This window comes from Lactovum odontotermitis, assembly GCF_054658595.1.
Map to the genome: position 1 here is coordinate 94,822 of NZ_BAAGGQ010000006.1, position 21,845 is coordinate 116,666.

The window sequence follows — 21,845 nt, forward strand, 5'->3', positions numbered from 1 at the left end:
GCACATTTCAGCAAAAATGTGCGAAATACGATGACCGAAAAAGGGAATAAATGGACAAATATAGAAAAATAGTATTGGAATTAACATGAAACGTATCTTTATCATTCGGCACGGAAAAACGGTTTTCAACAGAGAAAAACGGCTGCAGGGCGTTGGGGCGGACAGTCCGCTGATATTGAATGAACAGGAACTGCGAAAATATGACCAGCTGGCAGCTTATCTCAGTCAATATCATTTTTCACAAGCATACTCCAGTCCCTTGCCGCGCGCACGCGCAACTGCAGACCTCATTCTCGAAAGACTGACAAACAACTCAGAGCTAGGAGCTCAAACGATTGACGACCTGCGGGAAATCGCCTATGGTCAATGGGAAGGCCAAAAGCGGGAAGACCTTATCAAAGACCATTTTTCACTTTTCCAGAAAGTCTCGCGCCGGGAAAATGACCCTGAGCTGCAAGCACTTGGCATTGAAGACTTCCGACTTGCCGGGCAAAGATTCGCCGCCGCAATCCGCAGAATCGCCCAGAATCTTGGCCAAGACGAAAACGCCCTCGTATTCGGGCACGGCGGCATCAACCAGCTCGGAATTAAAACGCTGACTAAAAACGAAAACTTGCTGGGCGTGAGAAATCTTTCAACCTCAATCGTCACAGAGCTCACCGACGGTAATTTTGGACTTGACGTCTATAATCAGACCGCTTATCTGGATGCGGTTGACCTTAATGAAGGGAATGTTTCGATTTGAACAGTTGAGCTGAAAATGTATTGAAATTTAGTCGTTGTTATCAACGGCTTTTTTGCTCGATTTTTACGTTTCCTGCAATTTCAACCAGCTCGTCATAAAGCTGCAAGCCAAACTCCTGATTGGTCTGATAGGCGGTCACGATTTCCAGGATTTGCGGCGAGTAAGTGAGCTGCAGCAGATTCCAGGAAAAGCTCATGGCTGCAATCTCGCTCAAGGAGCGCAGGTGCGACTTTTGCTGGTGGCCGAAAATTTTCCAGAGGTTGACCGTTGTGGTCTGTGTAAAAATGTTCGAATCTTGACTTTCAAGATGATGGAAGATTTCGTGCGAGAGGATGATGTTTTTTGTGGTTTCCAGCTTGAGTCCCAGGGCTTCGTGGGCTTCGCGCGAATCCAGTTTTTCGAGAGCGTCTGCCATGAGGGTGATTTCGCCGGTGCCGGAATTGTCTGTGTAACGTGCAAGCAGAATGTAGCCTTTTACAGAGTCTGTCAGTTTCTCTTTGACGGTAATGCCTAGGGCTTCTGTGATTTCAGAGGGCGTTTTACCGGCGAACTGGTGTGCGATTTCACGCGCTTTGTCTTTGCCGCACTGGAGCGCTTCTGCAATCAGCCGCTGTCGTTCGCTTGACGTGACCTTTTTCTGGAGAGCATCACGCCGGAACTGATACTCTCCAAATGTGAGGTCGTCAAATGTCTTCAAAGTTTGGACGATTTGCTTGAGTTTGGGCTCAAGATTGTTGGACGTTTCCTGAGACAACTAAAATCTCCTGTTCTGGTTCTAGGTTTGAAACTTCAAGATCCATCAGCAGTTCCAGCTGATCGAGTTCTGTGGCTTCAAAGTCGCTGACGCGTGCGCCTAAGCACATGTAAAATTCCGGCCGCAGGATGACTTCCGAGCGGTAAACAGCCATGTCTTCCCAAAGCGCCTCTACTGGATTAAGGTAGTCTGCGGCTTTGATTTTCACGCACATAGCATTTCCGCGCTGTACTTTGATAAAGCCTTTTTTATCTACAATGCGGACTGGACCTGGTTTGCTGCTGCAGCCTTTTTCACCCACAACAAAGAAATGATCAGTCTTCGCGATAACCTCAACTTGCTCCGGCGCAAGGCGCATGTCTTCTGAGGCGAGCTCAATGGCCTCGGCTTCGTCTACTTCTTTGGTCAGGTCAGTTGTCTTGACTTCTGTTGAGCCTGTGGCAATAGCAGTCACTTTTGAGGTCTGCGGGTCTATTTCAATGTGAATTTCGACTGAGTCCGGAGTCGCCCCTGATTCCACAGCTTTATTCAGAGCTTCATTCTTGATTGCTCGTATGTCTTCTTTGCTCGGAGACGGGATAATGCGTTCGACAACGTCTCTTACCATGGCTAGCGCCACACCGATGGATGAGATGACTTCGGCATTTTCAGGAATTGAATATTTTACTCCCATTTTGTTTGAAAAGTAGGTAATCAATGAGGCAGCGCCGCCGCCGACTCCAACAAGTGAGATTTGGTCTTTTTCAAGTTTATATTTGTCTGCGAGTTCAAGGATAACCGGCTCAATCTTGGCATAGGCGCGTTCCATAATTTGTGTGGCAATGTCTTCTACTGTTACGCCAGCCATATCTGCAAGCGGCTGCATGGCTTTGCGGGCGGCTTCTGCATTTCCGTAAGAGAAATGTTCTTTGCCGACAAGACCGAGTACGTTGGCCGCGCAGGAGTTGGTGATGGCATATTCTTTGCCGTTATCGCAGACAATTTTAACATAATCGTCCGGATCGCCGGGGCGTGGTGAGAAGAATTCTACACGCGGATTGACAATGTTGTCTGTGTCTGTAAAGACGGCATACTCCAAATCCGCAATGTGGGCGGAACGAGGGCCGACATCTTTGACGCCGGATTTGTCTGCACGAATCATGGAACCGCCGGCACAGCCGAGAACACGGACATCTAGTGAAGAGATATAGGTCGGATGCCCGCCGACGATTGAATAGTCAATGGCTGGACGGCCGTTACGGATAACGCCGATATTGGTGGTTGTTCCGCCGACTTCAAAGTAAACACCGTTTGAGGCACGTAGATACATCAATGAGCCCATGACGGAAGCGGCAGGCCCAGACAGCATAGTCAGAACTGGACGCTTTTTCATTTCGTTGATTTCCATGACGCCGCCGTCGCCGCGCATAATCATCAGTGGGACAGTGACGCCGGCTTCGCGGACAGAGGCTTCTGTCGACTCGGCTGTATCCAGCATTTTAGGCAGGATTGAGGCATTAATGGCCGCTGTGCGGGTACGGCGTGTCAGGCCATAAAGTTTTGTGATGTCGGAGGCCATAGTGGTTGGGATGTCGCGCTTGCTGGCCGCCTCATAGATCAGCTGCTCCGGTTTGGCGTCATCTACGCCGAAGGCCATGGATGAAACGAGTACGCCGGCGCCTTTATCGTTCACTAGGTCAGTAATTACTTTTTCGACGTTTTCGGCGTTTAATTCTTTCATGGGGATAAAAGAATTGACGATGGAAATTTTCTTGTTGTTGCCTAGGTCGATGTCGTCAAGTTTTGTCTGGCGTTTGGCCAGCCAGCCTTCAATTCCGCCTTTGGCCATGCCGATGACGCCGACTTTTGCTACGTCGCCTTCGATGAGGGCATTGGTGGCTTGGGTTGTGGAGTGCGCAACGAAGACAACTTCGCTGGGTGAAATGTTATTTTCTCTCAAGCAGTTTTCAAAAGACTCTACAACACCAGCTGCCACACCTTTGGGATGGTGGTGCGTCGTTTTGACAGAAGACTTTCCGATAACTTGCTGCGTAGCGTTGTCGATTGCTACGGCTTTTGTGTGGGTACCTCCGACGTCGATACCCATTCTGACAGTACGTGCCATATGTTTTGGTTCTCCTTACTTTTTACTGCGTTCTGATTTGATAATTTATGTGTTTATAAATAATTCCGTTGAAAACGAATAACTCAGGGAAAGTGTGTTCGGCTGAGTTATCCGCTCTGTTTTTGTTAATTTTTAGCCAGTTGGTGATTTCTGGTTCTGGGACTTTTGTTCCGCTGCTTAATTAGATTCTAGAATTGGCTGCCGTACAGGATAAATGTAACGATGATCATGATGGCGCCGACCAGGTAGCCTGTTGGGATGGAGCGTTTCATGTATTCTTTGGCGGATACTTTGGTATAGCCGAGTCCCCAGGCAACCCAGGATTGTGTGATGTCCAGGTGCTGCGGTACGATGGTTGCAATGGCGAAGATTGGGAACATGAAGGCAACGCCGGCATGCGGGTTTGCGGCTGCTACAACGGCTAGAAGTGCTGCACCTGAGCCTACGAGGTTCGTTGGTCCGCGGAAAAAGCCTAGTGGAATGAGAACTGCAAACATGATGGTGAGGACGATAGCTGAGGTTGGGATGATGTCGCCGAATATGGCTGTGAAGTATGGTGCTGAGAAGGCAGCTGCGTTGTTAAACATGGCCAGCATGAGCAGAAAACCAATCATTGGTGCAACATCAACTGCACCGTCTGAGAAGAATTTTGCCAGTTTGCGGCAAACTTCTTTGAAACCGCCCTTGAACAGACCTGTCGTCAGCATGGCGTAAACTGCTGCAATAATGAAGGCCAAGATAACTGGGAATCCTTTGAAAGCCAGAATCAAGATAACTGGAAGAATGATTGCAATCCATGAGTAGGCAGGTGCGTCTTTGCCGTTGTCTGCTGAAACGGTTGCAGCCATAGCATATGATTTTTTCCGGCCGAGTGAAAGGTTTGAAACGAGGAGCACAACGACCAATGTCACAACCGTGCCAATAAGCGCAATTGGGGTGTAATCATTGAAGCTGTAGTTTAAAACATCTTTATAGAATGTTGCAAAGATACCTTGGTACTGCAGGAAGTTTGTAACATTCCACAAAATACCAGCCATGATAGAGCCCATGAATGCAAACATCGCAACTGGCGACGGGATACCCAGCGACATGAAAATCGGAAGCACGATTACTGCAATGGCGATAACCGGACCAATACCTGTCATCGTTGTAAAGATAATCGCTGTGACGATGCAAAGCAGACTCATCGTAATACGGGGCTTATCACCGCCGAGTTCAACTACTTTACGAATCAGTGTTGCCGCAATACCTGAATCCATCAGGACACGGCCAAAGAATGAACCGAAGAAGATGTTGACCAGGATGGATTGAGCAAATCCAGCAGGACCGTTCTGGAAAACCTGATTGAGTACTGGGATGAGGGCGTTACCCGTGGTGTTTGCGACTTTAGAAGTCGCAGCAGCCGGATTGAGCAGGGCTGTAATGGCAGAGTTCGGCTCAATTGCATTGCCGATCAGCGCCAAGGCCGTCCACAGTGTTGCCATGATAAAGAAGCCGACCATCAGGTTATAGCCCTTTACACAGTACCACACCATGAAAATGAAGGATAAAATTAATAGTATCCCTATGGTGATTGTCATTTGAGAATCCTCACTTTCTCTGAAAGAATTTTTTATTAATTACGCATATGATTGCATATTAAACATTTGATTGCGGCCGTTTTGCTTTATATATCGGCCTGGTAGCGGTTTTTTTGATAAAAATGGTGAAGCGCTTCGCGAGTTGGGTATCCATCGTTGTCACCTGGCGACTGGACAGCCAGAGCACCAACAGCACAGCCCCGCCTAATTGCCACTTCAAGTGTTTTACCTTCCAAGAGGGCACTTTCAAGACCTACAGCAAAGCCGTCGCCGGCTCCAACCGTATCAATGACATTGTCCGCCTTGAATCCAGGAATCGTCAGGCTCTCACCTGTAATTGTTTTAACATAAGCACCAGCAGCTCCGAGTTTGACAATGACTGTCTCAGTGAGCCCGCCTTGCTGTTTCAGATAAAAGTCTGCAATTGCTTCGGGATTGCCTGAACCTGTCAGGATTTTACCTTCACTTATTCCCGGAAGGACGATGTGACTGTGCCTGGCCAGCTCATTTAAGGTTTCAGCCATGATTTCTTGAGACTTCCAGAGTGCCGGACGAAGGTTCGGGTCAAAAACGGTTGTCACATTATGCTCTTTCAGCTGATGATTCAGTTCGCGGAATGTCTTCAGCGAGAGTTCTGATAAAGCTGGAAAAATACCGGATAGGTGAGCGATTTTCACATCGTCAAATTTAACTGAAATCAGGTCCGCCTTCGTCATGCTGGCTGCCGCGGAATTTTTTCTGAAATAAGAGACAGCCGGATCTCCTTTGCTGAGCTTTTGCTTGAGGTAAAAACCTGTCAGTTTTTCCGGGTTTATGAGCAGATTTTCTGTTTCAATGCCTGCTTCTGCGGCTGATTGGGTAATGAAGCGGCCGAAGGGATCATTCCCAACTTGGGAGAGATAGGCCGCTGTATGTTCTAACCGGCAGATGCCGATGGCCACATTCAGCTCGGCACCTGCCAGGAATTTTGAGAAGTGCTGTGCATCATCAAGTGATGTGTCTATATCTTCGGACGCTAGGACGACGAGCGCTTCTCCAATCGTTAGAAATTCTGCCATAGGCTGTCCTCGCTTATCATTTTTATGTTCATTTCTTGAAAAATCCGAAATAATCGTGTGCGTTATTGTACGCGATGTCTTGAACCACTTTTCCTAATAGTTCTAAATCATTTGGTACACGTCCTTGTTCTGATAGATGACCAAAGAACTCACAGAGCACGCGGCGGAAGTATTCATGGCGCGGGTAGCTGAGAAAACTGCGCGAATCAGTCAGCATGCCTACGAAATTGGTGACTAAGCTCTGCTGCGAAAAGACTTTCAGCTGCTCTTGCATATACTCGGCCGTGTCATTGAACCACCAGCCGGCACCGAGCTGCAGACGCTGCTTTGTGCCGCCCTGGAAACACTGCATCATTGTCGCGAGCTGCAGCCAGTCATTCTGATTCAGTGAATAAAGAATTGACTTCGGAATGATGCCTTCGGTGCTGGCCTTTGTATAAAGCTTCTGCATTGCATCAACAATGTCAGGCTGTGTGCCCATCATGTCAAAACCTGTATCAGCGCCGATTTTCTCAAACATCACAGGATTCACGCTCCGAACGGCATTGAGATGAAACTGCATGGTCCAGTCAAATTCAGTGTTGAGCTTCATCAGGACAAGCATGAGTTTTGTGACATACTGAGAGATTTCGAGTTCTGTCAGTGCTTCATTTTTCACCGCCTTGGCAATGATAGCGTCAACTTCAGCTGCTGTTGCCTCTTCATAATGGAAAGTTTCCAGTGAATGATCTGACAATGAACCGCCCATTGAACTGAAGAATTCAAAACGCTGGCGCATGGCGGCTTCAATGCCGGACATACTGTCTATTTTTTGTTCTGACACTTGGCTGAGTTTGTCCAAATACTCACCGTAGCCGTCAAGTTCCAGATGAATCAATTTGTCGGGACGTAGTGCCGGCAGGACTTTGAAGCCATTCTCAGCCTCGTCTGACTGAATCAGTTTGTGGAAATGAAGATCATCCGCTGGATCATCTGTTGTACAGATAGCTTTGACATTTGAGCGGCGAATGAGGCTGCGCGGCTTAAAGTCCTCGGTCTGGAGCAGCGCATTGGCTTTTTCCCAAATTGCAGGTGCAGACTTCGTTGTCAGTTTTTCATTGATACCGAAGAAACGGCGGAGCTCAAGATGTGTCCATTCATAGAGCGGATTGCCGAATGCTTTTTCAATCGTCGCGGCCCAGGCCAGGAATTTATCGTAGTCATCGCCATTGCCTGTGATGAGTTCCTCTGCTATGCCGTTAGCCCGCATGAGACGCCATTTGTAGTGGTCACCGTATGTGCCGTCATTCAGCCAGATGCGCGTGATATTTTTATAATTCTTGTTTTCGTAGATTTCGACGGGGTTGAGGTGGCAATGGAAATCAATGATGGGCATGTTTTCCACATAATTGTGGAAAAGTTTTTTTGACATTTCACTTTCCAGCAGGAAGTCGTCTGATAAAAATTCCATTCTCTATTCCTTTCTTTTTCTAACACATAAATTATTTCTGATTGTTTTTCTCGATTGCTTCCCAGAGACCATTGAGGTACATGGCACCAAGAGCACGGTCATATAGTCCGTAGCCTGGTCGGCCTGTTTCTCCCCAGATCATGCGGCCGTGATCAGGGCGGATGTAGCCGTTAAATCCGTTGTCATACATTGCTTTGAGGATTTTGTACATGTCAAGCGAGCCGTATTCTGACTTGTGAGGCGCTTCATAGAAGTCGTATTTGCCTGAATCAAGGTATTTGATATTGCGCACATGGGCAAATGGGATGCGGTCGCGTTTTACAAACTCCGCCATGATGGCATAGACGTCATTGTCCGGATCCTCGGCAATTGAACCTGTACAGAGTGTGATGCCGTTTGAGGGGCTGTCCACCGCATTGCAGATCCAGTCGAGATCTTCGCGATTTTTGACGACGCGCGGCAGGCCGAACATGCTGTAAGGCGGGTCGTCAGGATGAACAGCCATCTTGATGCCGACTTCTTCACAGGTAGGGATGATTTTCTCAAGAAAATACTTGAAATTCTCGCGCAGTTTCGCTTCATCCACGTCTTTGTAGGCTGTGAAGAGGCGTTTTACCTCGGCTAAGCGCTCAGGCTCCCAGCCGGGAAGTGAATAACCGCCGTCAGCCGCCTGTACGCGGTCAATGATTTCCTGCGGGTCTTTCGGAATGTCCTTTGAAATGAAAGCCATTGTCTGGGAACCATCTGCCAGGCGATAGTCCAGGTCCGACTTCAGCCAGTCAAATACAGGCATGAAGTTGTAGCAGATGACTTCAATTCCGAATTCGGACAGATTGCGAATTGTTGTCTTATAATTCTCAATGTACTGGTCACGCGTTGGTAAACCGATTTTGATGTCGTCATGAATGTTGACGGACTCGATGACTTTTAGCGTCAGGCCTGCAGCTTCGACTTCTTCTTTGAGAGCTTTGATGCGTTCTTTGGGCCAGACTTCTCCGGCCGGGATGTCCATTATCATTCCCACTACACCCTTGATGCCTGGAACTTGCGCGATGTCCTGCAGTTTGATTTTGTCGGCGTTTGAGCCGAACCAGCGGAAGGTCATTTCCATTTTAGAATCTCCTATTCACATTGTTTATTTAGTAATCTTTGCCATGTTCCTGAAGCGCTTTCTTCAAAGTTGCAAGAACTGCCCCTTTTCCAGCCGTCATTTCCGCGAAGTAATTCTCAACTTTATCTGCCAAGCCGATTTCATACATGTCTTGCGGAAAAATTGAACGGTTGGATAAAATCGGCGCCAGAATTTCATGTACATTCTGCACACTTCCGTCAAGTTTGACATTTTCTACATAAGCTTGAAGTTCGTCCATAAGCGGATCCGGACTCGGCGTAAATGCTTCAAGCGCATCATTTTTCCCCGTCAGATAACGGCACCAGGCCGCAATCACCAGCGGAATGAACTCAAGTGAATCCACCGACAAATCCGGATTTGCGACATAGTGCCCAATTGTCACGCCATAACGAACCGGAATTTTCTGTGACGTATCTGCTGCAATCCGCTGCGGCGTGTCCGGGATATTCTTATTCGGCAGACGTTTCGTCAACAACTGTCCAATAAAGTCACGCGGGTCAATAATTTTCGGATCCTTAACCACAGGCAGCGCCTCGCCATAGCCGAGATTCTTGATTAGAGCCAGCAAGTCCGAATTTGCGACCTCTTCCGCAATCGACTGATAACCAAGCACTGAGCCGAAAATCGCCAGCGCCGTATGCAGCGGATTTAGACAAGCTGTCACTTTCATCTGATCCGCATCATTAACCGTTTCACGATCTGTCAGGATTACGCCAGCCTTGTCAAGCCTTGGCCGGCCATTTGGAAATGCATCTTCGATGACCAGATAATGAACTTCTTCCGTGTTCCCGAAAGGCGCGATATTGGTATGCTTAGCAGTGTGGAAAATTTCAGTGTTTTCAAATCCATCCGCCGCAAGCCTCCGGCCCACTTCCTCTGAAGGATTCGGTGTGATTCGGTCAATCATTGACCAGGGAAAAGTCACCGATTGAGTATTTGTTAAATAGTCAATGAACCCCTGCTCAACTTTCCCGTTTTCAAGCCAGCCGCTCGCAATGGTTAAAACTGCCTCTTCGAGTTTTTGGCCATTTTCCGAGAAATTGTCCGTGCTGACCATTGCAATCGGGTATTTTCCAGCCTGGTAACGCGCCAGGAGCAAATGTGCCACAGCGGCCATATTCGTCTTCGGGAACTCAGTGTTTGTCAAGTCTTCCTGTGCCTGAGCGGTCAAATTTCCCTGTGAATCACGCAGTGAGTAGCCTTTTTCAGTGATTGAAAATGTCGCAAACTGCAGTGAGGGCTGAGTAAAAATCTCTGTCAGTTTTTCCCAGCCCGTCCTGTTGACAGCATTGAAGTAAATACTGTCCGCCACACTTGCGACAAGCTCTTTATCAAAAGTCCCGTCTGATTTCATAGTCACTGCCAGGAAACGATTGTCATTTTCATGATAAATCTTGTCAATCACTTCATCATCATAGGTTTCTGCCACAATGACGCCGGATTTCATCTCTCCCTGATTGAGCAGCTCCTGCGCAATCACCGCATGGAAGCAACGGAAGAGATTGCCGCCGCCAAAATGCACCCAGATTGGCTGGTTTTCAGCTTCTGCAGTGATTTCTTGTTGATTGTAAGCCGGCAGCTGAATGCCAGCTTGTTCAAATTTTTGTGCATTTAATAAATAATTGTCCTGTAATTTGACCATTTCATTACTCCTTTGGAATAGCATTCGTCAAAAACTAATTTAACCGTTTTCCGAAACCGATTTACTAAAATATATCATTTTCTTTTTTACTTGTCAAGAATAAAGTAGGCGCTTTCACAAATGCACAAAAAAAGGCGCAGATTTTCGTTCTGCGCTCAAATATATCAATTTTCGATTATTTACCTGCCGGAAATCACCTTGTCAGATCAATTCTCTTGCCCAGCTTATCCATGATAAAACTGCCAATGAACAAACTCGCAAACTCGCCTAATATCAAAGTCAGCCAAGTCCACCAAAACGGAGCACCAGCAATCACCTTCAGTTCAATCGCAATTGTAAACATACTTGCTGAAAAGAAAAGCGCAAAGAACAGAAATGCTTTGTTAATCTGACCTTTCCAGAAATACTGATCTTTATAGCGGTTGAACAAGAGCACGCCAAGACTAAGGAAAACCAGCGTTGAGAGTCCGCCGACAATCACATCTACCAGAGTGAAACTCAGCAGATTTGAAATCATACAGCCGATTGTCACAGCAATAATGTATTTTTTATTGAAAAAAGCTGTAAAATTCAGCATCTCTGATATCCTGAACTGAACAGGACCATAGCTGATTGCGCTTAGTCCGGGTGCCATAGTTAAAATCACATATAGCGCGGCAACAATAGCAATCGTGACAATGTCGTAGACTTTTGAATTTTTCAAATTTTTCTCCTTTAGCAAGTCATCAGAATTTTTCTGATGCTTGTTTGTAATATGCTCAGGCAAAGGTACAAGTCCTGAGGGTCGCGTTTTCGCAACGTTTCTATTCTAACAGATTTTTCCAAAAATTCAAAGTAAAAAAACACTGATTGAGCTAATCAGTGCTCTCAAAATACTGCATTTGCTCACTTGATTGTCCAGCCGCCGTCTATGGGAACGACCGCGCCTGCCATATACGAAGCTTCCGGGCTCGCCAGAAAGAGCGTGAGCTGCGCCACTTCTTCCGGTTCAGCCCAGCGCTTAGCCGGCGTTTCACGCGCCACCCACTGTGCCATCTCCCCGCCGTTCTCCTCAAAATCCGCCGCGTTCATCGGAGTTTTTATCGCCCCGGGCGCAATGCCCAGCACCTGAATCCCGTGCTGCGCCTCGTCCAGAGCCAGCTGCTTCGTGAAGCCGATAATCGCGTGTTTGCTCGCCGTGTAGGCAATTCCCCCGCCGCCCGCGACAAGCCCCGCAATCGAAGCCATATTGACGATGACGCCGGATTTCTTCCTTTTCATGCCGGGCAAAAATGTCGAGGTCATGAGATAGACAGAGTCAAGGTTAGTGCGCAAAATCTTATGCCAGAATTCAAAATCCGTATGCGCGATGTCAGCATAAGCGTCCAGAATGCCTGCCGTATTGCAGAGAATGTCAATTTCACCGACTTCATCGGCTAAATTCCGAACCTCCTCCGGATTCGAGACATCACAGATTTTGCAGCTTAACGCAGGCGTATCAGAATTCAAGGGTGAACCGTTAAGGTCAACAGCAACAACCTGAGCACCTTCTACCAAAAATGCTTTCGCCTGGGCCAGACCAATCCCTGAGCTTGCGCCCGTCACCAGAACTTTTTTATCCGCAAATCTCATCATTTTTCGTCAACCAGAACCCAATCGTCTGCCAGCACATCACATGGCGTCGGCGCCCACATCGAAAATCCTTCGCCCTCACCCGCAACATTAATCAGAAAATACGGCGTCACATCAAGCTTTTCGCCGCTTTCTAAAATGATTGAATCATAGAGTTTCACATAGTTCTCCGCGCCCGACCAGCCTGTGGTCCGCACGATTTTTTTGCCCGCCTTCAGCAGGGGCAGTGCTTCTTCAAAAGTCATTTTTTTCTCCTTGGAATAGCATTCGCTCAAGAGCTCGGCCTTGTTTAGATTTCATTGATCCATTATAGCAAAAACTTACTTACCAAGCGCACCACTTGACAGCTGTGAAAGTTGTGCTATAATAAAAGCATAACAAGATACTCATGTACCACGAATCCCTCAGTTGATGCTACAACTGAGGGATTTTTTTCACTTATTCAAGCGTCGCGGGGCAATGCCTAGGCTACTTGTCTCTGCGATTGTACCATTTCGCAAAGATAGTGACCACAATTCCAGCAATCGCTGAAACCGCAATCTGTTTCAAGATACTCATGTTCTCACCCCCTCCCTAGGCAAGGAAGTGCCACTTAAAATTATATCAGCTTGTCAGATCTAAAGCCATTCTCAAATGGCCATTCCGTCCATTTTCGGAGACTCTGTGTAAAATTTCGCACTTGAATTTTCACAAAAGAAAAGCTATAATAAACAAAACCTTTAAATAAGTCCAGAGAGGCTTGCAAGGATACGAGAGTTTGAAAAACTTTATATAATCAGTGGAGACCAGTTCTATCTGGGGCTTTTTGGAAAGTTCGCGTTTACGCGGCATGGCTGTCGGCTGATTTATGAATATGAACTGAGTACACTTGCAGGTTTCCTGCAAGTGTTTTTTTGCGAAAAAGAGAGGAAGAAAATGAAGCGATTACTGATTTTAGAAGACGGGCAAGTCTTTGAGGGCGAGGCTTTCGGAGCGGACAAAGAGGTCACGGGCGAGCTGGTCTTCTCGACGGGAATGACGGGCTACCAGGAGTCCATCACGGACCAGAGCTACAACGGGCAGATTCTGACTTTCACCTATCCTTTGGTCGGAAATTACGGGATTAACCGAGACAACTACGAGTCGATTGCGCCGACGACGAAAGCGGTGGTCGTCAAAGAATTTGCTCGGAGGCCGAACAACTGGCGCTCGCAGATGAGTCTGGATGAGTTTTTAAAGGGAAAAGGGATTCCTGGAATTGCTGGGATTGACACGCGGGCGCTGACGCGCATTATCCGCCGGCATGGGACGATGAAGGCCTCCTTGGTGGGCGCGGAGCACAGTGTTGAGCATGCGTTCAGTCAGCTGAAAGCCAGTGTGCTGCCGACAAACCAGGTAGAACAAGTCTCGACTACACGGGCGTATCCGGCTCCGGGCACAGGACGGCACGTGGTCGTGATTGATTTCGGGCTCAAGCACTCGATTTTGCGTGAATTATCCAAGCGAGACTGCGACTTGACCGTACTGCCTTACAATACGGATGCCCAGACCATTCTTGACCTGCAGCCGGACGGCGTCATGCTGACAAATGGGCCTGGCGACCCGAAAGACGTGCCAGAAGCGATTCAGATGATTCAGGGCATTCAGGGTAAAATCCCGATTTTCGGTATCTGCCTTGGTCATCAGCTCTTCAGCCTGGCCAACGGCGCTGACACGTTCAAGATGAAGTTCGGGCACCGCGGCTTCAACCATGCGGTCAAAGAACTGGCCACAGGCCGCATTGACTTCACCTCGCAGAATCATGGCTATGCGGTTGCCCCTGAGAGCTGCAGCCCTGAGAAGCTCGTGGTCACGCATATTGAGATTAATGACCAGACAGTTGAGGGCGTGCGTCACCGCCATTACCCGGCCTTCTCCGTGCAGTTTCATCCGGACGCAGCCCCTGGTCCGCACGACGCAGCGCATTTGTTCGATGATTTTATGGACATGATGGACAAATTCAAGATGTGAAGCACGCCCGTTTTGAAGCGTAAAGATTTACCCCTAAAGGGAAAGCGACCTCTAAACCGCTAAAGCGGTAAGAGTCTGCTTAGGAAATCGAGGTTCTGCCCGTAGGGCAGGTTCCGATTTATCCCACGGCGGTGGGGAAAGCGATCTGTAAGCGGCTGAAGCCGCAACAGCCTGCTTTTCTAATCTTCTAGCTTCAGGCGTGCTGCGACTCGACTAGGCGCTTCAGCGTCGTAGCGAGAGTCGACAACAGCGTCCGTAGGACGCAGACAATTTCAGAAGCCTTAGCTTCTAGAAATTGCCAGAGCTTTAGCTCTGTGTGAACTCAGTTATATAATGAAGGGAAAGAAAATGCCAAAAAGAAAAGACATCAAAAAAATCATGGTCATCGGCTCAGGCCCGATTATCATTGGTCAGGCAGCCGAATTTGACTATGCCGGCACACAGGCTTGCCTCGCTCTGAAGGAAGAGGGCTACGAGGTCGTGCTGGTCAATTCCAACCCTGCCACCATCATGACAGATAAGGAAATCGCAGACAGGGTCTACATTGAGCCGCTTACGCTGGAGTTTGTTTCGCAGATTCTGAGAAAAGAGCGTCCGGACGCGCTGCTGCCAACCCTCGGCGGGCAAACGGGTCTGAACATGGCCATGGAACTCTCGCGGACTGGCATTCTCGCCGAGCTTGAGGTCGAGCTGCTGGGGACAAAGCTTTCCGCGATTGATCAGGCAGAGGACCGCGACTTGTTCAAGCAGCTGATGGAAGAGCTTGACCAGCCGATTCCTGATTCTGTAATTGTCCACACGGTGGACGAAGCGCTGGACTTTGCGGAGAAAATCGGCTACCCGCTCATTGTGCGCCCGGCATTCACACTCGGCGGCACCGGCGGCGGCCTCTGCGACAATGAAGGTGAGCTGCGTGAAATTACAGAAAACGGCCTGAAACTTTCACCGGTCACTCAGTGTCTGATTGAAAAATCCATTGCCGGCTTCAAAGAAATCGAATACGAAGTCATGCGCGACTCAGCAGACAATGCCATTGTCGTCTGCAACATGGAAAATTTCGACCCGGTCGGTGTGCATACAGGCGATTCCATCGTTTTCGCGCCGAGCCAGACCCTGTCTGACGACGAATACCAGATGCTGCGCGACGCCAGCCTTAAAATCATCCGTGCACTGAAAATCGAGGGCGGCTGTAATGTCCAGCTGGCACTAGACCCGCAGAGCTTCAACTACTATGTGATTGAAGTCAATCCGCGTGTGTCCCGCTCGTCCGCGCTGGCCTCCAAAGCCACCGGCTACCCGATTGCCAAACTGGCCGCTAAAATTGCGGTCGGCCTGACCCTGGACGAGATGAAGAATCCGGTCACCGGCACGACTTACGCCCAGTTTGAGCCTGCGCTCGACTATGTCGTAGCCAAGATTCCGCGCTGGCCTTTTGACAAATTTGAAAAAGGCGACCGCCACCTGGGCACGCAGATGAAAGCCACGGGCGAAGTCATGGCCATCGGGCGCAACATTGAAGAAAGCCTGCTCAAAGCCGTTCGCTCGCTGGAAATCGGCGCCTCCCACAATGAGCTCCCAGAGCTGCAACAAGTCTCAAACGAAGTCCTGCGCGAGAAAATCGTCAAGCCGCAGGACGACCGACTCTTCTACCTCTCAGAAGCCATTCGCCGCGGCTGCACTATCGAAGAGCTTACTAATCTAACAAAAATTGACTTATTTTTCCTGGATAAATTATTGCATATATGCGAGATTGAGCAAGCCCTCAGCCAGCATAGCGGCGACCTTGAGCAGCTGAAAATCGCCAAGTCAAACGGCTTTTCCGACAAAAAAATAGCTGAACTCTGGCAAATGTCCGCTGAGGAGATCCGGGAAATCCGCCTGAAAAACAAAATCACACCTGTCTATAAAATGGTCGACACCTGCGCCGCCGAGTTCGAATCCAGCACCCCCTATTTCTACGCCACCTACGAATGGGAAAACGAGTCCATGCGCAGCGACAAGGAATCCGTCCTGGTTCTAGGCTCAGGCCCCATCAGAATTGGACAGGGTGTCGAATTTGACTACGCGACCGTCCACTCGGTCAAGGCTATCCAGAAAGCCGGCTACGAAGCCATCATCATGAATTCCAACCCTGAAACAGTCTCGACCGACTTCTCGATTTCGGACAAGCTCTACTTCGAGCCACTGACGCTCGAAGACGTGATGAACGTCATTGACCTGGAGCAGCCGAAGGGCGTGATTGTCCAGTTCGGCGGGCAGACGGCGATTAATCTGGCGGAGCCGCTGGCAGCCGCTGGCGTCAAGATTCTCGGTACGCAGGTCGAGGATTTGGATCGTGCGGAAGACCGCGACCTCTTTGAGGCGGCGCTTCATGAGCTGAACATTCCTCAGCCTCTAGGCGACACGGCAACAAGCGAGGCAGCAGCGGTCAATATTGCCAGTAAAATCGGATACCCTGTCCTTGTGCGCCCGTCTTACGTTTTGGGCGGCCGAGCCATGGAAATTGTCGATAACGAACAAGACTTGCGCTATTACATGCGCACAGCTGTCAGGGTCAGCCCTGAGCACCCTGTGCTGATTGACCGTTACCTGCTCGGGAAAGAGTGCGAGGTGGATGCCATTTCTGACGGTGAGCATGTCCTGATTCCTGGCATCATGGAGCATATAGAGCGTGCCGGTGTCCACTCTGGCGACTCCATGGCGGTTTATCCGCCTCAAACATTGTCCCGGAAAATCCAGGAAAAAATCGCGGATTATACACAAAAACTGGCAATTGGTCTAAAATGTTTCGGTATGATGAATGTGCAGTTTGTGATTCATGAGGACGAAGTTTACGTGATTGAGGTGAATCCGCGGGCGAGCCGCACGGTGCCCTTTCTGTCCAAAGTCACAGGGATTCCGATGGCTCAGGTGGCGACGCAGCTGATTCTGGGCGAGAGTCTGGAGGGGCTTGGTTACGCGGACGGTTTGTATCCTGAAAGCGCGCAGGTTCACGTTAAAGCGCCGGTCTTTTCCTTCACGAAGCTGCAGAAAGTCGACACTTATCTGGGGCCGGAGATGAAGTCGACCGGTGAAGTCATGGGGAGTGACTATTCGATGGAGAAGGCGCTCTATAAGGCTTTCGAAGCCTCGGGGCTGCATGTCAAGGGCTTCGGCGCAATTCTCTTTACGATTGCCGACGAAGACAAGGCGGAGGCGCTGAACTTAGCGAAACGCTTCAGCCGAATTGGCTATTCTCTGATTGCGACTTCCGGAACGGCACAGTATTTCAGCCAGGCAGGCCTTTCTGTGCAGGTAGCGGACAAATTGTCCGAGGCTGTAAATGGGGAGAACACGGTCATCGACCTGATTCGCAAAGGACAAGCCCAGGCAGTTATCAATACCATCGGCCGCAACCGAGGCGCCGCAGAAGCTGACGGGCTGAGTATCCGACGTGAGTCGGTGGAGCACGGTGTGCCTTTGTTCACGGCGCTGGACACGGCACGGGCGATTCTGCGGGTGCTTGAGAGCCGGTCGTTTGCGACGGAAGCGATTTTTGAGTAAGCTGTGCAAAAACTCAGATTTTGAAGTTTATCAAAATCTGAGTTTTTAGTCATTTTCTTCAGAAAATAATCTTTTACACTCACTGCAAATTACAGAAGAGCCGGTGAATTCGCGTGTCATGCGGACTTCTACTTGACATAGATTTTGATTAAAGTATAACTGAATAAACACAAGAAACAGAGTTTTCTTTCAGTTATATCTTAATGAATCTTTGAAGTTAACGAAACCCAGATATGCCGCCTATTTTAATCTTTGACAGCCTCCTCAGACGAAACAACACACGAGAAAGTGGAGCATTCAGCCTTGAAAAACCTAATCTTTATTATTAGAGACAACTCTTTCTTATAACTTAAATTTCCGGGTAGCTGTTCAATAAGTAATTTTCAGCCGCCTGGCTCCAAATACCGTCTGTTTCAGCTAAAATTTTTCCTAATTCGGAATCGCTTGCGACATCTGAAAGCTTCGTCAGCTCCGCTTGTTTGTGCGTATAAATCAGTTTTTTTCCGCCGCCGATTGCAGGCTGATTCAGTGTTGTTTCTGCCACGGCGTCCAGTCCCAGGATGTGTGTCACAACATTAGCGACGTGTACCTGCTTGTTTTCAATCAGTGCTACTGCTTTACGCATATCCTCTGTGCTTCCGCCTGATGTGCCGACGAAGTGAGTAAAGGAATAGTGAACATCATAAAAGTTGACGTTGGCTGAGAAGTGCTTGTCCTGCGGTCCTGCAAAGAAGTTCAGACAGCCGTCCGGATTCAGCAGCTCTGCCGCATCCGTTACAACGCCTGCCACCGGCACCAGAACAAACACATCATCGAATCCAGCCGAGATTTCCCGCAATGCATGAACTTCGTCCTCCACATCTGCAACATTGACGTAATGAACTTCTACACCGTTCTGGCTAGGATAAAGTTTTTCTGCACGTACCAGTTTTTCTGCGTCTTGATCCGTTACCACCAGTTTTTTCGGCTGCACAGGTCCATGCAGCGCGTAGTCAATTGCCAGCAAGCCCATCGGGCCGGTTCCTCCCATAATCAGGAGATTCCCGTCTGCTTTGATACCCATTTGATGTTCATAGCTGCCTTCTTTTAAATGGTAATTTGCTTCAAAGCCGCCGATGACGCACGACAGGGGCTCAACCAGCGAGCCTTCGAAGTATGTCTCGCCATTGTATGGGATCAGACAATCCTGATTCATCACGTCTTCGGAAATAACGATGTATGTTGCATCTCCGCCTGTGTACTTATAAGAATAGCCTGGGCAATCCGGACGGTCGGGCAGCTGCAAGTTTGCCTGCAGAACGTAGCGCTCACCTTTTTTGTACTTGTCTGCCCACTTTGCACCGACTTCCAAGATTTCTCCGCAAAATTCGTGTCCGATGATGATAGGATTTTCCGCCAGATCATTTGGCGCTTTTTTGTGATCTGCTCCCAGTTTCGCCAGTTTCCACGAGGACATGCAGATGCTGTCTGTGACGACTGAAGCTAGAATCTCGTTTTCTGTGATTGGCGGCAGGTCAAATTCTTCTAGGCGCAAATCTTCTTTTCCATATAAGCGTACTGCTTTAGTTTTCAATTCATTCTCCTTTTTAAGTTAAGCTAAAATTTTCAGCCAGTATCCGAGGATTCCTACCGCAAATAATGCGAATATCAGCACAATCGGATTGACTTTTTTCTTCAATAAATACATCATCAGCAAGGTCAGACCTAAAGCCGGCAAGCTTGGAATCAAATCATTCAGGACATTCTGAATCGTTGTTGTTACCATTTTCCCGTCTGGACCTTGTGTTTTGGATACAACGAGAGGAATATTAATTGTTGTCCATTTTGTTACCAGAACTCCCATGATGAACAAACCGAGAATTGTTGCACCTTCTGTTAATTTTTGCAGCAGGTTCCCTGAGAGGTCTTTGACAATGTCCATGCCCTTGCTGAAACCATAGGTTAAGCCGAACCATTTCATTGCCATACGAATTGCGTTAAATACCACAAAGAATAGAATCGGTCCCATGATATTGCCTGTCAGCGCCAGAGATGCCCCAAGCGCTGCTAAAATCGGACGCAGCGTCCCCCAGATGACTGGGTCGCCGACACCTGCCAGTGGTCCCATTAGTCCGACTTTCAAACTGTTTATTGTTCCGTCGTCAATGTCTGCGCCGTTTGCACGCGCTTCTTCCATCGCCATTGTCACACCGATGATAGGACCGCACATGAAGGGCATGGTGTTGAAGAAAGTCAGATGTCGCTTCAGTGCTTCAGCCTGCTCCTTTTTGTTTTTGTAGACACGGCGGATTGTCGGAATCATGTCGACACAAAATGCCAAGGCATGGATTCTCTCGAAGTTAAATGACGCTTGCTGGAAGTTTGAAAAAATAAAAGTTCTTATCAAATCTTTCTTCGTTATTTGCGTCTCCTGTATTATTTCCGTATTTTTTTCCACGGTCGCTTTCCTCCTTTAATTCCCTTAATCCTCTAGCTCGTCATCTGCTAATTCACCCGTCACAACTGCTGCAACGGCATTGCTTTGAGTCCTGTTTTTCTTGAAATTCGGGTTCAGCTGTATGTAAATCAGCGCTGTAATCAAGCCCACAACTCCGAATGCCAGCAAACTGAAATTCAAATATCCTCCCATAACAAATCCGAGGTAGAAGAAAGGCATCAGATAAACGACGCTCATCATGTTCAGTACCATTGCGTAACCGACGACTACGATAAATCCTCCTGCCACAGCCAGACCTCCTGTAATGACCGGCGGAATCATGCCCAGCATTTTTGTAACCATCTCCGCGTTAACGAAAGCTGCTACGATTGTTGCAGGCACTGCTACCCGCAAAGCTTGGACAAACAGTGCGCTAAAGTGCAGAATGATGATTCTGTTGAAGTTCGCCTTTTCAGCTTCATGGTCAGCCGCATGCTGGAAGGCCACTGTAACTGTTCGTGCAATGACCGTAAGGACTTGTCCTGCAGCTGCTACCGGTAGTGCAATCGCAATACCTGACTGAATATCCTGCTTCCCGACAACGACTAGAATCGTTGAGATGACACTCGCCAGTGCAGAATCAGGCGACTGTGCAGCGCCGATATTCATCCATCCCAGAGCAATCAGCTCCAGCGTTCCGCCCAAGATGACACCTGTTTGTACATCTCCTAAAATCAAACCAATTACCGTACACGCAATCAGAGGCCGATGTGTTTGAAACTCATCCAGCACGCTTCCCATGCCGCAAATGCATGAAAAAATGAAGATGAGTACGATTTGTAAAATTGATAGTTCCATTTCTGTTTCCTTTAAGATGTGAGGGGCTCAGCTTTACTGCTGCGGCCACCTCTAAAAACCCGCTTCCGTTAGTTTTCCTGAAAAGTTGCCTTTTGAATCTGTTGCCACCACTCGCGAATCCAGCGTAACACCTGCGGCTTCTAGCTCACGAAAAGCTTCCGCTTCTGCTTTATCAACTGAGACAGCTTTTGTCAGCTGCGTGCGTCCCGTCTTGTACTGCATGCCGCCAATATTGATGGAAGTGATGGGCACTTTATTGCGTACCAGCTCCAGCACTTCTATCGGGTTGGTGAACAAATAGAAAACTGTTTCGTCTGCGTACTTTGGATTATTGTACACGTTGACTGCTTTTTCAGGGTCAACGACGTTCACCTTGATTCCTGGAGGCGCAGCTTGTTTCACCAGTACTTTTCGGATTTTATCATTGGCAACTTCCTTACTGACAACAATGATACGCTCTGCGCCTGCTTCTTTTGCCCAGACCGTCACCACTTGCCCGTGAATTAGCCGGTCATCAATTCGTGCGAATTTAATCTGCATTTAAAATTCCTCCTGTTCTTCTGCCAATTGCGGCTGGAATATTTTTACTGTCTCGCTGGAAATTCTGAGTATAACTTTCACGATGTCGTCCAAATAATGGTGAGACAACATGTTTGCGGCTTCTAATATCAGCGGCAGTGACATGCCTGATAGGACTCTGATTTTACTTTCAGTCTGCTGCAGTGTAATACCGCAGCTTGCATTATAGGGTGTTCCGCCGAACAAATCTGTGAAAATCAAATATGAAGCTTCTGTATCTGTCATTTGCGCAGAAATTTTTTCTTGAATTGTGTCAAAGCCGTCTTCTTTCAAAAACTCTATCGCCGAAACCTCTGACAATTCTCCGCAAATCATTTCTGCTGAGTTTTTCATTTCTTGTGCTAATTTACCATGTGCAACCAAAATCATTCTGTTCATCTGCAT

The 21,845-nt window shown here is 48.3% G+C and carries 19 protein-coding genes and 1 riboswitch; of the genes, 3 read left to right on the plus strand and 16 right to left on the minus strand.

Going from position 1 to position 21,845, the window contains the following annotated elements; genetic code table 11:
• The first annotated feature begins 85 nt into the window (after nt 1-85).
• On the plus strand, nt 86-745 hold the full coding sequence (locus tag ACYQ2E_RS05050; RefSeq protein ID WP_460016981.1) for a histidine phosphatase family protein: 660 nt from the start codon (nt 86-88) through the stop codon (nt 743-745).
• Nucleotides 746-785: 40 nt separating this feature from the next.
• On the opposite strand, the gene ACYQ2E_RS05055 is transcribed toward ACYQ2E_RS05050, so the two are convergent.
• The 11 genes from ACYQ2E_RS05055 to ACYQ2E_RS05105 all read right to left on the minus strand — a co-directional run bounded on the left by ACYQ2E_RS05055 (nt 786) and on the right by ACYQ2E_RS05105 (nt 12,634).
• Nucleotides 786-1,499: a hypothetical protein gene (locus ACYQ2E_RS05055; RefSeq protein ID WP_460016982.1), complete on the minus strand. Its 714-nt coding sequence runs from the start codon at nt 1,497-1,499 to the stop codon at nt 786-788.
• Nucleotides 1,471-3,603, minus strand: a complete 2,133-nt coding sequence (locus tag ACYQ2E_RS05060) for a hydantoinase/oxoprolinase family protein (RefSeq protein WP_460016983.1) — start codon at nt 3,601-3,603, stop codon at nt 1,471-1,473. The genes ACYQ2E_RS05055 and ACYQ2E_RS05060 overlap by 29 nt, the downstream gene beginning before the upstream one ends.
• 188 nt (nt 3,604-3,791) lie before the next feature.
• Nucleotides 3,792-5,183: a citrate transporter gene (locus tag ACYQ2E_RS05065; RefSeq protein WP_460016984.1), complete on the minus strand. Its 1,392-nt coding sequence runs from the start codon at nt 5,181-5,183 to the stop codon at nt 3,792-3,794.
• A gap of 86 nt (nt 5,184-5,269) precedes the next feature.
• Entirely contained in the window at nt 5,270-6,241 is a 972-nt protein-coding gene (locus tag ACYQ2E_RS05070; protein ID WP_460016985.1) for a sugar kinase, read from the minus strand.
• Between the two features lie 28 nt (nt 6,242-6,269).
• Nucleotides 6,270-7,691 (minus strand): glucuronate isomerase, encoded by a 1,422-nt coding sequence (uxaC, locus tag ACYQ2E_RS05075; RefSeq protein WP_460016986.1) that lies wholly within the window; start codon nt 7,689-7,691, stop codon nt 6,270-6,272.
• Between the two features lie 31 nt (nt 7,692-7,722).
• Complete coding sequence (gene uxuA, locus ACYQ2E_RS05080; RefSeq protein ID WP_460016987.1) at nt 7,723-8,802, minus strand: mannonate dehydratase; 1,080 nt, start codon at nt 8,800-8,802, stop codon at nt 7,723-7,725.
• Nucleotides 8,803-8,830: 28 nt separating this feature from the next.
• Nucleotides 8,831-10,465, minus strand: coding sequence for a mannitol dehydrogenase family protein (locus tag ACYQ2E_RS05085; protein ID WP_460016988.1), 1,635 nt, complete (start codon nt 10,463-10,465; stop codon nt 8,831-8,833).
• 193 nt (nt 10,466-10,658) lie between these two features.
• Nucleotides 10,659-11,168: a QueT transporter family protein gene (locus tag ACYQ2E_RS05090; protein ID WP_460016989.1), complete on the minus strand. Its 510-nt coding sequence runs from the start codon at nt 11,166-11,168 to the stop codon at nt 10,659-10,661.
• A riboswitch (PreQ1 riboswitch) is annotated at nt 11,166-11,281 on the minus strand. (Overlaps the previous gene by 3 nt.)
• A gap of 69 nt (nt 11,282-11,350) precedes the next feature.
• On the minus strand, nt 11,351-12,076 hold the full coding sequence (locus ACYQ2E_RS05095; protein ID WP_460017006.1) for a 3-oxoacyl-ACP reductase: 726 nt from the start codon (nt 12,074-12,076) through the stop codon (nt 11,351-11,353).
• The gene (locus ACYQ2E_RS05100; protein WP_460016990.1) at nt 12,076-12,321 is read right to left on the minus strand and encodes a DUF2829 domain-containing protein; all 246 of its coding nucleotides are present in this window, start codon (nt 12,319-12,321) and stop codon (nt 12,076-12,078) included. Before ACYQ2E_RS05100 ends, ACYQ2E_RS05095 begins: the two co-directional genes overlap by 1 nt.
• Before the next feature lie 223 nt (nt 12,322-12,544).
• Nucleotides 12,545-12,634 carry a type I toxin-antitoxin system Fst family toxin gene (locus ACYQ2E_RS05105; RefSeq protein WP_460016991.1) on the minus strand — a complete coding sequence of 30 codons (90 nt, stop codon included), beginning with the start codon at nt 12,632-12,634 and terminating at the stop codon, nt 12,545-12,547.
• Nucleotides 12,635-12,991: 357 nt separating this feature from the next.
• Between ACYQ2E_RS05105 and ACYQ2E_RS05110 the strand changes: the two genes are divergently transcribed.
• Together ACYQ2E_RS05110 and carB are read left to right on the plus strand one after the other, a co-directional pair.
• Nucleotides 12,992-14,065: a carbamoyl phosphate synthase small subunit gene (locus ACYQ2E_RS05110; protein WP_460016992.1), complete on the plus strand. Its 1,074-nt coding sequence runs from the start codon at nt 12,992-12,994 to the stop codon at nt 14,063-14,065.
• Nucleotides 14,066-14,413: 348 nt separating this feature from the next.
• Nucleotides 14,414-17,608 (plus strand): carbamoyl-phosphate synthase large subunit, encoded by a 3,195-nt coding sequence (carB, locus tag ACYQ2E_RS05115; RefSeq protein WP_460016993.1) that lies wholly within the window; start codon nt 14,414-14,416, stop codon nt 17,606-17,608.
• A gap of 349 nt (nt 17,609-17,957) precedes the next feature.
• Here carB and ACYQ2E_RS05120 read toward each other — a convergent pair whose 3' ends face one another.
• The 5 genes from ACYQ2E_RS05120 to ACYQ2E_RS05140 are packed head-to-tail and all read right to left on the minus strand — an operon-like array spanning nt 17,958 to nt 21,839.
• Nucleotides 17,958-19,181, minus strand: a complete 1,224-nt coding sequence (locus ACYQ2E_RS05120) for a zinc-binding dehydrogenase (protein ID WP_460016994.1) — start codon at nt 19,179-19,181, stop codon at nt 17,958-17,960.
• Between the two features lie 18 nt (nt 19,182-19,199).
• Nucleotides 19,200-20,045: a mannose/fructose/sorbose PTS transporter subunit IID gene (locus tag ACYQ2E_RS05125; RefSeq protein ID WP_460016995.1), complete on the minus strand. Its 846-nt coding sequence runs from the start codon at nt 20,043-20,045 to the stop codon at nt 19,200-19,202.
• Between the two features lie 24 nt (nt 20,046-20,069).
• Nucleotides 20,070-20,882, minus strand: coding sequence for a PTS mannose/fructose/sorbose transporter subunit IIC (locus tag ACYQ2E_RS05130; protein ID WP_460016996.1), 813 nt, complete (start codon nt 20,880-20,882; stop codon nt 20,070-20,072).
• 51 nt (nt 20,883-20,933) lie between these two features.
• Nucleotides 20,934-21,422 carry a PTS system mannose/fructose/N-acetylgalactosamine-transporter subunit IIB gene (locus tag ACYQ2E_RS05135; RefSeq protein ID WP_460016997.1) on the minus strand — a complete coding sequence of 163 codons (489 nt, stop codon included), beginning with the start codon at nt 21,420-21,422 and terminating at the stop codon, nt 20,934-20,936.
• Entirely contained in the window at nt 21,423-21,839 is a 417-nt protein-coding gene (locus ACYQ2E_RS05140) for a PTS sugar transporter subunit IIA (protein WP_460016998.1), read from the minus strand.
• Nucleotides 21,840-21,845: the final 6 nt, after the last annotated feature.

Excerpts from the sequence above, each read along its gene's own strand:
- ACYQ2E_RS05050 (WP_460016981.1), top strand. The coding sequence starts at position 86 with ATGAAACGTATCTTTATCATTCGGCACGGAAAAACGGTTTTCAACAGA.
- ACYQ2E_RS05060 (WP_460016983.1), bottom strand. The coding sequence starts at position 3,603 with ATGGCACGTACTGTCAGAATGGGTATCGACGTCGGAGGTACCCACACA.
- ACYQ2E_RS05065 (WP_460016984.1), bottom strand. The coding sequence starts at position 5,183 with ATGACAATCACCATAGGGATACTATTAATTTTATCCTTCATTTTCATG.
- ACYQ2E_RS05070 (WP_460016985.1), bottom strand. The coding sequence starts at position 6,241 with ATGGCAGAATTTCTAACGATTGGAGAAGCGCTCGTCGTCCTAGCGTCC.
- uxaC (WP_460016986.1), bottom strand. The coding sequence starts at position 7,691 with ATGGAATTTTTATCAGACGACTTCCTGCTGGAAAGTGAAATGTCAAAA.
- uxuA (WP_460016987.1), bottom strand. The coding sequence starts at position 8,802 with ATGGAAATGACCTTCCGCTGGTTCGGCTCAAACGCCGACAAAATCAAA.
- ACYQ2E_RS05085 (WP_460016988.1), bottom strand. The coding sequence starts at position 10,465 with ATGGTCAAATTACAGGACAATTATTTATTAAATGCACAAAAATTTGAA.
- ACYQ2E_RS05095 (WP_460017006.1), bottom strand. The coding sequence starts at position 12,076 with ATGAGATTTGCGGATAAAAAAGTTCTGGTGACGGGCGCAAGCTCAGGG.
- ACYQ2E_RS05100 (WP_460016990.1), bottom strand. The coding sequence starts at position 12,321 with ATGACTTTTGAAGAAGCACTGCCCCTGCTGAAGGCGGGCAAAAAAATC.
- ACYQ2E_RS05105 (WP_460016991.1), bottom strand. The coding sequence starts at position 12,634 with ATGAGTATCTTGAAACAGATTGCGGTTTCAGCGATTGCTGGAATTGTG.
- ACYQ2E_RS05110 (WP_460016992.1), top strand. The coding sequence starts at position 12,992 with ATGAAGCGATTACTGATTTTAGAAGACGGGCAAGTCTTTGAGGGCGAG.
- carB (WP_460016993.1), top strand. The coding sequence starts at position 14,414 with ATGCCAAAAAGAAAAGACATCAAAAAAATCATGGTCATCGGCTCAGGC.
- ACYQ2E_RS05130 (WP_460016996.1), bottom strand. The coding sequence starts at position 20,882 with ATGGAACTATCAATTTTACAAATCGTACTCATCTTCATTTTTTCATGC.
- ACYQ2E_RS05135 (WP_460016997.1), bottom strand. The coding sequence starts at position 21,422 with ATGCAGATTAAATTCGCACGAATTGATGACCGGCTAATTCACGGGCAA.
- ACYQ2E_RS05140 (WP_460016998.1), bottom strand. The coding sequence starts at position 21,839 with ATGAACAGAATGATTTTGGTTGCACATGGTAAATTAGCACAAGAAATG.